The 13,787-nt window shown below is 35.6% G+C and carries 12 protein-coding genes; 9 read left to right on the top strand and 3 right to left on the bottom strand.

Features of this window, described 5'->3' with window-relative positions; all coding sequences use genetic code 11:
* Nucleotides 1-321: 321 nt before the first annotated feature.
* The 9 genes from I6E80_RS18825 (at nt 322) to I6E80_RS18785 (ending at nt 10,300) form a co-directional block, all read left to right on the top strand.
* A complete protein-coding gene (locus I6E80_RS18825; RefSeq protein WP_076925982.1) occupies nt 322-711 on the top strand; it encodes a hypothetical protein in 390 nt (129 codons plus the stop codon).
* 83 nt (nt 712-794) lie between these two features.
* Nucleotides 795-1,562 carry a hypothetical protein gene (locus tag I6E80_RS18820; RefSeq protein ID WP_182733528.1) on the top strand — a complete coding sequence of 256 codons (768 nt, stop codon included), beginning with the start codon at nt 795-797 and terminating at the stop codon, nt 1,560-1,562.
* Nucleotides 1,563-1,568: 6 nt separating this feature from the next.
* Entirely contained in the window at nt 1,569-2,867 is a 1,299-nt protein-coding gene (locus I6E80_RS18815) for a CpaF family protein (RefSeq protein WP_197186202.1), read from the top strand.
* Nucleotides 2,860-3,735: a type II secretion system F family protein gene (locus tag I6E80_RS18810; protein ID WP_182695949.1), complete on the top strand. Its 876-nt coding sequence runs from the start codon at nt 2,860-2,862 to the stop codon at nt 3,733-3,735. The genes I6E80_RS18815 and I6E80_RS18810 overlap by 8 nt, the downstream gene beginning before the upstream one ends.
* Nucleotides 3,732-4,547 carry a type II secretion system F family protein gene (locus tag I6E80_RS18805; protein ID WP_197186201.1) on the top strand — a complete coding sequence of 272 codons (816 nt, stop codon included), beginning with the start codon at nt 3,732-3,734 and terminating at the stop codon, nt 4,545-4,547. Before I6E80_RS18810 ends, I6E80_RS18805 begins: the two co-directional genes overlap by 4 nt.
* Before the next feature lie 9 nt (nt 4,548-4,556).
* A complete protein-coding gene (locus tag I6E80_RS18800; protein WP_197186200.1) occupies nt 4,557-5,723 on the top strand; it encodes a hypothetical protein in 1,167 nt (388 codons plus the stop codon).
* Nucleotides 5,720-8,587, top strand: coding sequence for a response regulator (locus tag I6E80_RS18795; RefSeq protein ID WP_197186199.1), 2,868 nt, complete (start codon nt 5,720-5,722; stop codon nt 8,585-8,587). The genes I6E80_RS18800 and I6E80_RS18795 overlap by 4 nt, the downstream gene beginning before the upstream one ends.
* A 16-nt stretch (nt 8,588-8,603) precedes the next feature.
* A complete protein-coding gene (locus I6E80_RS18790) occupies nt 8,604-9,029 on the top strand; it encodes a response regulator (protein WP_197186198.1) in 426 nt (141 codons plus the stop codon).
* A 446-nt stretch (nt 9,030-9,475) separates the two neighbouring features.
* Complete coding sequence (locus I6E80_RS18785) at nt 9,476-10,300, top strand: alpha/beta fold hydrolase (protein ID WP_197186197.1); 825 nt, start codon at nt 9,476-9,478, stop codon at nt 10,298-10,300.
* A gap of 434 nt (nt 10,301-10,734) precedes the next feature.
* On the opposite strand, the gene I6E80_RS18780 is transcribed toward I6E80_RS18785, so the two are convergent.
* The 3 genes from I6E80_RS18780 to I6E80_RS18770 all read right to left on the bottom strand — a co-directional run bounded on the left by I6E80_RS18780 (nt 10,735) and on the right by I6E80_RS18770 (nt 13,785).
* Nucleotides 10,735-11,694, bottom strand: a complete 960-nt coding sequence (locus I6E80_RS18780; protein ID WP_197186196.1) for a sugar-binding transcriptional regulator — start codon at nt 11,692-11,694, stop codon at nt 10,735-10,737.
* A 248-nt stretch (nt 11,695-11,942) separates the two neighbouring features.
* Nucleotides 11,943-12,944 (bottom strand): ABC transporter ATP-binding protein, encoded by a 1,002-nt coding sequence (locus I6E80_RS18775; RefSeq protein WP_007377154.1) that lies wholly within the window; start codon nt 12,942-12,944, stop codon nt 11,943-11,945.
* 10 nt (nt 12,945-12,954) lie between these two features.
* The gene (locus I6E80_RS18770) at nt 12,955-13,785 is read right to left on the bottom strand and encodes a carbohydrate ABC transporter permease (RefSeq protein WP_197186195.1); all 831 of its coding nucleotides are present in this window, start codon (nt 13,783-13,785) and stop codon (nt 12,955-12,957) included.
* Between the last annotated feature and the right edge of the window lie 2 nt (nt 13,786-13,787).

The raw sequence follows: 13,787 nt of genomic DNA, 5'->3' as shown, positions 1-13,787 counted from the left end.
ATAAAAAATTTTTAACGACGTTATAGTGCAATTTAATTCGTTAAATTGATCAAAGATTTATGCAGGTTGGTATAAGGAGCCAAAACCACTTTATTATTTATTAAAAATAGGAGTAAAGCTTTCGCTCATCCTACGTTTTATACGTAATCTCACAAGTCTCATTTTAATATTGATTTGCATTTTGCAAATCAAAAATAAAAAAAGCTAAAAAACACACACATAAAAACTATAACCACCTGTATTTAATAGCCATTTTCAATTGGCATGGTCCTCGCTATATATAAAGTGAGCATAAGCTCTTTTAATTTAAAGGCTACGATTATGAAAACTATTAAACATAACTTAAATGGCAAAAAGCAAAAAGGTTTTGTACTAACGTCAGAGCTAATCATTCTTTCTACATCAATGGTAGCAGCACTTGTAATTGGTTTATCTACATTACGTGACTCTGTAACCAGCGAGCTTGAAGATGTAGCTGAAGCAATTGGCTCACTTGACCAAAGCTATGTATTTGACGGCATGATTAACGCCGAAGGCACAGCTGAAGTGTCTGGCTCTGGGTTTGTAGATTCAGTTGACGTGTACGCAGGCGATGGTAGTTCATTCACTTTTGTTGCATCAGACTTTAGTGAAAGTGCCGCACTTGTTAATGCAACACCAAGCGGCGATGCTGCAACACGTACAGCAGCAGGCGGTTCACAAGGTAACTAACGCAAGGTAACCAGGTTTGAATACCAAGCTTAAGGCTCACTGCCACAAAAGTGTGGCAGTGAAAGTTACTCCGGAGGAATATTATGAAAAGTAAAAGTAACAAAGGCGCAACCACTGCGGCTCTCACATTACTCATCACCTCTGGCATGTTAGCTTCAGCTTTGGGAATTAGACAGGTAAACGATGAAAATAACGTAACAGCCTGGGTAGTAAACAAAAATATGTCTGCCGGCCAAACAGTAACTGTTCACGATGTAGAGCAAAAGAGTATAGATCCAAGTAACTATTCAAATATTGCACTGAGCGTTCAAAACCCACGTGCATTAATTGGTCAAAAATTAGCAACTAACAAAATGGTTGAACAACCCTTGTTTGACACAGATTTTATCAGAGCAAAAAGCCAAAACTTATCAGAAGCCATACCGGCAGGGCGTGTTTTATATACTTTAAAACTAAACACCTTGGATATTCCGCTTTCGCGCATACACAAAGGTGACCGACTCGACATAGTCGCTAAAACTAATCGCTTAGTAAGAACCGTTGCCCGTGATGTACAGCTTATTGGTGTTTCAAAAGGTCCTAAATCGCAAGCCGCTAAAAGTGGCGTAATGGATAATTTAGCTAAAGAGTCTAATTCTGCTGCGGGCGGTGTTTCATTAGTACTCGCGGTACTTCCAAAAGATGTTTATTCGTTGGCGGGTATAGATAACGCTGACAAAGTTTCAATTATTGTGCATAGCGCTTATGACATTGAACAAGGTCGTTTGCAAAACTTTTCACGCTTACAAACTAGTCGCACAATCGAAGTGGTTAAAGGCGTTAAAAATGAAGCTGTATATGTAGCTAAGTGAGTTTTTATGTTTAATTTATCAAGCAAACATGAAGAAGTTCAAAGCAGTTTAAGTACCTTTGAAGAGCTTAAAAAGCTATTGCATGATGCCGTTATCGAAGAGTACGAACAAGAACCAACCGCGCTTTTATCAAATAATGTTCTCGAAAAAATCTCTGCATTGTGCAGTGAAATTCCACAATTCAATCAATCTTCATTTAATCAGCATCAAAAAGAGCAGGTTGTTCAGGCTGTATTTGATGAAATTCAAGGCCTGGGTCCTATTGCACAGTTTATGCTGGACGATCAGGTAAGTGATATTTTAATAAACGACACGCAAGATATTTGGATTGATAAGCAAGGCAAACTACTTTGCACTGCCAGTAAGTTTGATGACGAACGCCATTTACGCCGATTTGTTGATCGCTTACTTGATGGCTGTGGTCGCCAGGTAAATGCGCTTATGCCAATTGTTGATGGCAAATTAAAAGATGGTAGCCGTGTTCATATTATTGTACCGCCTGCGTGTACCGGCGCCGCTATTGTGTCTATTCGTAAGTTTAATCATAAAAAAATAAACGATGACTTTTTAGTTAATAACCATTTTTTAGATAAAAACATCTTATTATTTTTAAAAAGTGCAGTTAAAACAGGCGTTAATATTTTAGTCTGTGGCAATGCGGGGGCTGGTAAAACGTCATTATTGAACGTACTTGCCAACTCAATTAATCCAAACGAACGTGTTGTAACCATTGAAGAAAGCGCTGAGCTTAATTTGCATCACAACCATGTTGTGCAATTGGAAGCCCACGACACTAACAGCGATGGTAAAGGTGCAGTAAGCCTAAGAGATTTAGTAAAAGCAGCCCTTAGAATGCGCGCAGATAGAATACTTGTAGGTGAGGTACGCTCAGGCGAAGTAATCGATATGCTCCAAGCAATGAACTGTGGCCACCAAGGTTCGATGACGACCATACATGCTAACAGTGCAAATGATGCCGTTATTCGCTTATCTACCTTAGTGCAGTTACACAATGCACAACTGAGCGATACCCATACAAGTTCGCTAATCGCGTCGAGTATTCAGCTCATAGTTCATGTTTCTCGCTCAACTAATGGCATCCGCACTCTAAAAAGTATTGGTGAAATTAAGCGTGTTAATGGCGGGGCACAATTTAGCCCGCTTTATAGTATTAACGAAGCAGAACCAGTACAAAGTGATTTAATAGATAACTCAAGTGTTATTGAGTTTATGAAAGGCCAAGGCGCAAATGCACAAGAATTGAAAGCATTACTGCACAATAACCCGGAGGCTAACAATGACTAAACTTGATTATTTATTAGCTATTGCGGCGGTTATAACTTTTGTACTGGCTGCGAGTGTATTGGCTTCTTTGTATGTGAATAATAAAAGCAACCAAAGCACTAAAAAAGCAGATATTTTAGAAGAAAAAGATGTCCTTACTCTGTCACTACGAGTGCTTGGTTTAAATATTAGTAACGCCTGGTTTATAAGCATGGCGTGCTCGCTCTCTAGTAGCTCCTGGTTTTTAGCTAAATTATATTACCCAGAGGCATCAACCAGCGCGTTTATTATTTCAATCGTGGTTTTTGTAACCTGTTTTATAACTGTGATTGACTTGGCTCATTATAAATTAGCAAAATTTGAGCATCACTTTTTAGAATTTATTGAAACCGTACAATCGTGTTTAAGCACAGGGCTATCGCTACAGCAATCAATGCAGTTTGCTGATGAACATGCAGACCCATATATAAAAAAACAAAGCACCTTACTAATACAACGCATGAGCATGGGTAGTGATGCCGAAACGTCGTTTGCCCCATTAATTGAAAGATACAACTGCGAAACCGTAAGATTGTTTGCTCATAGCATTATTACACATACACAAAGCCAATGTGATTTAACCGACATGCTAAAAAGCGTTTGCAACATGATGTCGCTAAGAACTCTCGACCGCCAACAGCTAAAAGCTAAGCTTTCGGGTACTAAATACGCTGCTGTGTTTAGCGGTTTTTTACCTTACGCACTAATTCCTTTATTTAGCTATACCGATCCAACCTGGTTTGAACCATTATTAAACGATCCTAATGGGATTGCATTTATCACGGTTGCGCTTCTTTGTCAGCTATTTGGCTTTTTATGGCTACGCCTTAGCTTAAGGGTAACATTATGATTGATATACTTTTACTTATCGGGCTTTTAGTAAGTATGGGATCATTTATCCATATTCATAGGCAATCGCTTAAAGTCGAATTAGATAAACCCGATACTAAAAACATTAACTGGTATCCGCTAATTATCATCTCTAAACGTCAACTAAGACAAGCAGGGATTCAAATTAATAAAATATTAATAAGCCTGTACTGCTTTAAAGTGGCAGCTACTTTTAGTGCATTTACTGTTATAGAGCTAACAGGGTATGAGCTGAGCCAATCGATTAAATTATTACTGTGTTTTATGTGTTTTTTTGCACCCGAATGCTGGTTTTTATTACGTAAAAATCAACGTCAAACCACTATTAATAATAGCTTAGAGTTTTTTTTACGGGTGTTACTGGTTTACATGCGCGCCGGGTTTTCGTTAGAACGTTCATTTGCACTGGCGGTTGATCATGCATTGAGTCAAAAACACCCATTATACAAAGAGCTAAAGTTATTTTTATTCGAACTAAGTGCAGGTAAAGATCGTGAATTTGCATTTAATTCACTTTTCGAAAGAACGGGTGTTATGGGCATTAAAAAGCTCGCCAACTTGATGTTAATAGGGTCAAAACTTGGTACCCCACTTATCCAAGCAGTAGAGGCTCAACTTGAAGGCCTAGCTCTAAAAAAGAACATTTTACTCGCTAAAAAAGTAAACAAAAAAGCGATGCACACAACTTTTCCCATTATCTTAATTTGTTTTCCGATGTTTTTGGTATTGGTGTTTTTTCCCGCAGCATTACAAGTAATGAACGTACTTAAAATGCTTGTAGAAGTGTTATAGGAGCCTGATATGAAAAAGCATTATCAACAAGGGTACATACTTACTATTGAGCTTATATTAATTATAACAATTTTAATTATTGGCTCAATTGGCGGGGTTATTTTAGTCAGGGATGCCCTTATTAAGCGCCATCAAACTAAGGTAGATAATCAAATTACCGTAGTCGATGCTAATAATAAACCACTCGGTATTGCAGTAAGTTTTGATGAGCACCAAGCACCACTCATTTTTTATACAGACCGTGGAGCAAACAACACGTACAGGGCATTAATAGGCATACGAGATGATAGGTTTACCTCGCGAGAAGCTGTTTATTACGATGCACCAAACTGCCAAGGTAACCCATGTTTAAAAGGCTTAAGCGACGAAGCAAGCGACAGCCAAGGCGTGAGCAAGTTAAATAATACCGGTAATGTAAGTTATATAAATGCGCTGCAGCAAGGTCCAAATTACGCAATAGGGCAGTTAGGTAATACCGCTATTGGTCAGTTGTTAAGAAGTACGCCACAACAATGCCCTGCTAATAGTGAACAAATTCTATCTCGTTATGTATCGCAAAAAGTGGTAACAGGCTCACCTTGTGAAAGCTTTGAAATAGATAAACAACCGGCCGATAGCAGTTGTTTAGTTGGGGTAACAGCTTTAGGTAATCCACTTTTAGGTACAAGCGACCAAGGTTTATCGCAATCGTGTGATACATGCCAAGCAGGCTACGAATCGCAAGGTGACATACTTGATTTATATTTACCCCAGGTAGAACCACTTTTAAATACAGCCCTTAATGCGCTGTCATTAGTTGGTATTGGAACAAGTGTTGATATAGAGCTTGGCACAATATGCTGCCCAGAAGGGACACGCTTAGAAGAAGATGAAAACATTGTAGAAACGCTTGTTTTTACTGTTTTAAAAACAACGTTTGAGCTGGTCGGAATCGACTTAGTCAACAACCTGATTATAAGCGAAACACTAAGCTTAATAGGGATTGAGCCAGGCGTTACATACTGTAAAACATCACTGAATTTAGTTAATGCAGAACAAGTAATTAATATCACCACCGGTGAACCTGCGCTTAGTAGCTTAACGCCACCATTTAAAGTTTTACTGCCAGTACACAGCGGTCAAAACAGTACAACGTGGATACATACTCCCCCAAAAGGGGAAGGAGAACGTCAATGAACGCCTCAAATATATTTACCTCACATGCTAATGTAGCAGATAAAAAAACTGATGAAATATCGACAGAAATTAAAGAAACGCTAACACTACTAAAACAGTTTTATGATGTTCCAATTGTTAAATTTATAGATTTTAGAGACATTTATTCTGAGCAGTTAATAACTTGCAACGATAAAGAAAGCGTTGAAAATGAGTTATTAAGCTATCAGCAACGCTGCACACAAGAAAAACTATATTTGTTTGAAGATACCTTTTTTGATGATGTATCAAAAAACACGCACAAGTTAATTCGTTTTTATGCACAATATCCAATTTATAGTGCCACTAATAAAATAATCGGCGTAATGCTGATGGCCGATTTAGCACCTAAAACATTAATAGGTTCACAAAAAGATCAGTTTATTTCATTTTCTCAGTTATTACAGACTCAGTTAAATAAAAATTCAAATTCAGTAAGTAATCAAAGTACTAATCCTGTGAAAAAAAATAATGGGGAAAAGTATATTCATGTATTTAGTTTAGCGCCTGTCGCTTTTTTAATTGCATTAGTATTATGCTCATTCACTGCATTACTGCTTTATACAGTAGAAAAAAAAGAGTTACAAAATAATTATAACCAACAAACCCAGCAATTACGTAAAACATTATTTAATGCATTAGAGCGATTTGATAATCAAGGATTGTATATATCGCAAAAAGATTTAGTTATTGCAGGTTTTTTACAAAGCCAAAATAACTATACAAAAGAGCAGCTTAATAATTTAGTTCAGAGCCAAGTTTCACAAAACTTAACCTACAAAGGGTATGTTGTGTTTGATTCTGAGTATAACCAACTTGCACTATGGTCAAAAAACAATTTTGATTTAGCCGCGTATGGGTTTACAAACTGGTTAGAAAAATTTAATAAAAGAGCGAATAAACAAGCAGTAGAAGTATTTACGGTTGCTGATACGGCCTTCTTAATTTCTGAAATAAAAATAAAACAAGGCTCTATTTATACGCTTACTGCATTTGATTTAAGTAAGTTTTTAAAAGCCGTTATCGGCAAATTAAATACTGAAAATTATAACGTTTTTATAGCAACACCACAGTTTACTTTAGGAAAACAAGGAGAAGTTAGCCCGAGTATAATTAAAAATAGTATTAGCGCTTTAAGTAGTCGTTTTCCACCTACATGGCGCTTACATGTGCAACCTATGAATAAAATAGTACGCCCACAAATAACTAAATATAGTTTAATTAGATTAGGGTTAATCTCTTTTTGTGTATTTGCCTTTGTGTATTATTTTTTACGTTTGCCAAGACGTTTACACAACGAAATAAAACAAAAAAATCAGTTAATACTCAATAGAGAAGAGCTTTTTTCAAGTTCTCTTGATGCACTGCCGCATGGGTTTGCTATTTTTAATAGCAACGAATTTCCTGTGATCACCAACAATGCATTTAACCTTTTATTTGCACAAGTGAATAAACAAAATAGTCAGCTATCGTATAGCCAGCTGATAAGTATTGCGCAGCAGAATAATATTATAAATCACTACCATGAACATCATAAGCTTGATGATGATCGTAACCAATTAATAGATATAGGTTTTACCGACGGGAAGTGGATAACTGTATTACAAAGACATACAGATTTTAATGGTGTCGTTTGCTACTTTAGAGATGATACAGAGGCACATCAAAAAGAATGTTTACTCGCTGATGTTCTTGAAAAATCAAAACAGACAAATCAATTAAAAGAAAAATTTGTTACAAGGCTTAGCCGTCAGTTAAAAACGCCTTTATCATCTTTAAAGTCATTAGTTGAAATATCTAAAGATCCAATAAGCTTTAACGAATTTAAAAACAATGTGGGGAATATTTCTGATGCATGCGATCAGCTCGAAAGTGTAATTCAACAACTCGTAAATATAAATAAATCGGAAATAGGTAAGTTAAAACTACAGGCCAAAAACGTTAACCTGAATCATATGATCAATAATAATATTTCGATTTTAACTAAAGAAGCTGAAAACAAAAAAATAATTCTTAAAAATAATATTACGCCTGAGTTAACCGTAGTAAGCGATGAAAAGTTAATTTCTCAATTGGTTATTCAGTTAGTGACAGAGGTTTTGGATTCATCAAATAATACAACGCTATCTATTAACGCTCAGATTAAAAATGAAAGTAATCGTAATTACTTACACCTAGACTTTTCATTAAGCAATTTAATCGACAGTAGTTACTTTATAACTGAGCTTAAAAGTATATCGGGTGATGATATAGCACGCTTTATAGATGATAAAGACGTGTCATTAGAGTTAAAGTTTTTTATCTCAATATTTAAAATGTTAGGTGGTAAAGCGATAACTGTAAGTAGTAACGCGAATAAATCAACGATAACGCTTTCTATGCTGGTAAACAAAGTAACGAAGCAAGATAAAGACAATGTGCAAAAAGTACCAAGTAGCTCATTAAATACTGATTTAGTAAAAGCGAGTTTAGTGACTAAAAATCACCAAAACACGCTACTACTTGTTGATGACGATCCACTTGTAGAAATTGTGATTAGGGCAATGCTAAAAGATCAGAATATCATAATAGATTACGCATGCAGTGCGATAGAGGCTATGTTGATGGTTTCGCAAAATAGTTACGACATTATTCTAATGGATATAGTAATGCCAGAATTGTCGGGAACTGACGCTATGTTAAAAATTAAAAAACACAGTGATAATTCTAAAACTAAAATAATTGCGCATACATCGACACCCGATACAGAATCTAAATATGTAAATCAGGGCTTTGATGACATGTTATTAAAGCCAGTGAAACAAGGTGTTTTAATAAACCAAATAACACGTATTTTAAAAAGATAAGCCGCTGGGGTAATAAATGAAAAACATTAATGAAAATATGGCAGAAGTTATCGAGTTTAAAGTAACGCCAATAAATAAAACTAAACGACTACTTTTAGTAGATGATGACTTACTAATAGAAATAGTAATAAGAAAAATGCTTAATGAAGAAAATATTTTAATAGATTTCGCATCAAGTGCTATAGAGGCGCTATTGATGGTTTCTCATAATATTTACGATATTATTTTAATGGATATAGTAATGCCGCAATTTACAGGCACTGATGCAATGCTAAAAATCAGGAAGCATGCTGACGCATCAGCAACAAAAATTATAGCTCATACATTTAGTGAAAACGAAAATAGTGATAATAAGTACGTGAAGCTTGGGTTTAACGGTCTTTTGTTAAAGCCAGTTAAGCAAAGCGTATTAATTGAAAATATTAGAACTTTCTTGGAATGATAAATAGAAACAGTAGGGCGGTTAACTATTTTTATTTATAGCTTATTAAAAAATTAAATTATAATTTTTTAAAGACTAATATTTATTTAGTGCTTTTGTGTATATGAACCTTTAATTTATTTAAATTTGTAAAAATCCTTTAATAAGAATAATTACTTCAAATTATTACAAACTACGCTTTTGTAATTGTTGCATGTATACGAGTCATCGTTTCACACTTTTTAAAGCGTTTCAATAATCTCAATTATTAAACGCTGTAATATTATAAAGTTAGTAAATTTATTTAGCCTAGAGCCCACGTATCACAAGGGTTTAACTTTTAAAACATTAATATTTTTTAATAACTAATAAATGCACATCTTGGGATGGAATTTGCTTTATAAGGTTATATTCTAATTTTATAGTTTATTAAACATTATAATTTTTAAAGTTAACGAGGCAAAATTATGAGCAAAACACAGTACGTTACAGTAGAAGGTCATCAAATTGCTTATCAAGAAATGGGACAAGGCACACCTTTATTATTAATACATGGCATACCAACCAACAAATTTCTATGGCGAAATGTGATGCCCAAACTCGAATCAGAACATCGAGTAATAGCGCCTGATTTACTAAACTTTGGTGAATCAGATATGCCAATTAACACCGATGTATCTATAAATGCGCAATGTAGAATAATGTGTAAGTTTATGGAAGAACTCGGTATTTCTAAAGTTAATATTGCTGCACATGATATTGGTGGTGGTGTTGCTCAATTAATGGCGGTAAATCATCCTGATAAAGTAAACGGATTAGTTTTAATAGATAGTGTATGTTTTGATTCTTGGCCAATACCAGAATTTGAACCTTTGCTAGAACCTGGCGTAGAAGAAAAGACAAGTGTAGCTGAATTTGTTGATACATTAAGAGATTTCATGCCTAAAGGTGTATACGATTCTAGCGTAATGACTGAAGAGTTAATGGAAATATACTTGAAACCATGGAGCAATGAGCAAGGAAAAGCCGCTTTATTTAGCAACATGCGCAGACTCAATAAAGAATATACACAAGCTATTGCAGGCGATCTTAAAAGCTTGCCTCATGAAACACTCATATTATGGGGTGAAGAAGACAAATTTCAAAAGCCAAAATATGCGCCAATGTTAGAAGAAGCAATTCCAAATTCATCATTGGTTTGGATAGATAAAGCCGCACATTGGGTTGTTGATGAGTATCCAGATAAAGTATCTGAGCTTATTAGTGAATTTATGAATGATAAAAAATTCTAAAGTCTCATCAAGTACATCAGTAGGATAGTTAAAAAGCCATTAAATTCAACATCTTGAATTTTACTGGATGAAATATCTACTAGGAAGTTATTGTTCATACCGCTTGGATATATTAATAACCAAGCGGTATTTTTATATGTTCAAGAAGCTAATAGCGTAAATGGGAAAAACATTAACTTATTAAGATGAGTAGGTTAATGCTTATTAAATAGTCAAAATGTCGCGTTTATACGTTAATTAATGAAGATGAGTAACTTAGTTATGTATTTATTTATGCTATTTAACATAATATAAATTATAGGTAGTTAATGTATATATAAGAAGAGCGCTTAAATGCGCCCTTACTATGTCCAATACTAGACGGTATCGGACATTAAGTGTTTTTATTTCAATAACTGGTATTACTAATACGGATACTTTATTTATCAAATTGTTTAATCAATACTTAGTAAACGCTCAGCTGTATATTCGTTAGTAATTAATCCACTGATCATGTTTGACCTTACTGCGCCCAAAATGGCTAACACTTTTTCTTCACCAGCAGCTATCGCATAAATCTGTTTGTTAGCATTTGTTTTTAATGGCGTACTTGCTACGCGCTGATTAACTGTGCAATCTAAAAGCATACCGTTTTTATCAAACACCCAACTAATCATTTCACCAACAGCACCAAGATCTTGCAACTCTTTAAGTTCTTGCGCATCAATAAAACCATCTATATGTAATGGCGACTTTTCACCTAAGCTACCAATACCCACAAATGTTACATCGGCATCTTTAGCGAGTTTTAAATTACCGGTAATATTTTGTTGTGCATGTAACTGTTCTTTTTCTTGAATACTTCTTGGTAAAACTGGTAATGGCATTGGGTAATGTTTTGCATTGGTGTGTTCGGCCATTCTTACTACAACATCATAAGGTGAAGCCGATCCATCTAAAGCCATATTACCTAACATTGCGACAATTTTATGTTGCGGACAATCAACGGTTCTAAGCTCATCGACACATGCACGTAAAACTCGACCGGTTCCCATAGCAAGAACTTTGGGTTGTTCTGATTTTAAATGGCGTTCTATTTCTGCCGCGCCAGCTTGAGCCAATCCTAATGTAGATGATGGTTCAGACGGATCACTCGGTACAACTTCACACGAATCTAACCCAAAACGGCTTTTTAATTTTTCGGCCAAATCCATACATTTAGCAATCGGGTGGTCAAGTCTAACTTTAATTAATCCTTGGCTAACAGATAGTGCGACCATTCTTTGTGCAGATTGACGCGATATATTTAGCTTTTTAGCAATTTCATCTTGTGTGTTACCGCCAACATAATATAACCACCCTGCTCTTGCTGCATCATCTAGCTTTCTAATTTCTGTATTTGATAGCTTTACCACGTAAACCTCTTAAAATAGAAGGAAAACCAAGTCCTTATTTTCATTACATAATTTTAATTATATGTGCTGCTATATAAATTATTTTATTAATTTTGGAGCATCTATTTATCAATAACGTTTTTGTTATTTATAATTGTAAATATACCATCCCTTAATAAAAAATACCTAGGTTTCATAGGATTATGTAATTAGAATTTAGTTAATAGCACCCTTATAAAGGTGCTATTTAAGGTAATTAAAAATAGGCTTTAGCGAATTGTTAAACCGTTATTATCAAACTTTAATACTTTATCAGCCGGTGCGCTTAGGTAAATACTGTCGCCATATTTTAATGGGCAATCACCGTCTGCTTTTACTGTTACGGTACCTTTGCCTTCAATATTTATATGTAAAAAGCTCTCCGAACCTAAATGCTCAATTACACCTACGGTTCCAGCCCAAGTACCTTGCTCAGTAGAGAGTGTTATATGCTCTGGTCGTATACCAATACAGCTAACATTCGCATCTTCATTTTGTGGAGCATCTATAAAATTCATTTTTGGCGAACCTATAAAACCAGCTACAAATTTGTTTACAGGGTTTTTATAAAGCTCTAAAGGTGTGCCTACTTGTTCAATAATACCGGCATTAAATACCGCGATTCTATCTGCCATTGTCATGGCTTCAACCTGATCGTGCGTAACATAAATCATTGTTGTAGCTAAACTTTTATGTAATTCAGATATTTCTAAACGCATATTTACACGTAATGATGCATCAAGATTCGAAAGCGGTTCATCAAACAAAAATGCCGAAGGTTGGCGTACAATTGCGCGCCCTATCGCTACGCGCTGACGTTGACCGCCCGATAATTGCCCAGGCTTTCGATCTAAATAATCGGTCAAATTAAGAATTTTAGCAGCGTTAGCAATTTTACTCTCAATTTCTGCAGGGCTTACCTTGGCTCTTTTTAAAGGAAAAGCAATATTATTACGCACGGTCATATGCGGGTATAACGCATAGGATTGAAACACCATTGCCAAGCCTCTTTTTGCCGGCGGTGTTTTTGTGGCATCAATGCCATCAATTTCTATATTGCCACTGGTGGTATCTTCAAGACCTGCGATCATACGAAGTAATGTAGATTTACCACAGCCCGATGGCCCAACAAAAACGATGAACTCACCGTCTTTAATTTCTAAGTCGAGCGGTTTAATTACGTTAACTTCATCAAAGTTTTTAGTGACTTGTTTTAGTGTGATGCTGCCCATGTGTATTCTCCTATTTTACTGCGCCGAAACTTAATCCACGCACTAATTGTTTTTGACTAAACCAACCAAGTATTAAAATTGGCACAATGGCCATGGCAGATGCTGCCGATAACTTAGCGTAAAATAACCCCTCAGGGCTTGAGTAACTAGCAATAAATGCCGTTAAAGGTGCAGCATTTGCAGCGGTTAAAATAAGTGTCCAAAACGCTTCGTTCCACGACAAAATAACATTGAGTAATAGCGTTGAGGCTATACCCGGTAAGGCTATTGGCAATAAAACATGGAATATTTCTTCACCAATTGTTGCGCCATCCATACGAGAAGCTTCAAGTATTTCGTTTGGTATTTCTCTAAAGTAGGTGTAAAGCATCCATACCATTATTGGTAAGTTAATGAGTGTCATTACAATAACCAAACCTAATTTTGTATCGAGTAATGCAAAGTCGCGAAACAATAAATAGATAGGAATAAGTACGCCTACTGGTGGTAACATTTTGGTTGAAAGCATCCACATTAATAAGTGCTTTGTTTTTTTAGTTTGCACAAACGCCATAGACCACGCAGCAGGTACCGCAATTAATAACCCCAGTAAACTTGAACCTAGTGATATAACTACAGAGTTCCAAAAATGGTTAAAGTATGGCGAGCGCGACAGTACATCGCGGTAATTTTCGAGCGTCCAATCAAACGCATATAAGCTTGGGCTTGCTGAAATTGCTTCGGCTTCCGTTTTAAAACTGGTGATTAACGTCCATAAAATTGGAAAGAAAATCATGCCGCTTATTGTCCATGCAGCAATGGTATAAATTAGTTTGGAACGACGGCTATCTTTTAAAGTCATAA

The sequence above is a fragment of the Pseudoalteromonas sp. NSLLW218 genome, from assembly GCF_015864775.1.
GTDB lineage: Bacteria > Pseudomonadota > Gammaproteobacteria > Enterobacterales > Alteromonadaceae > Pseudoalteromonas.
Note: the sequence above shows the minus strand (reverse complement) of the source record. Positions and strands in the feature narration are given on the sequence as shown.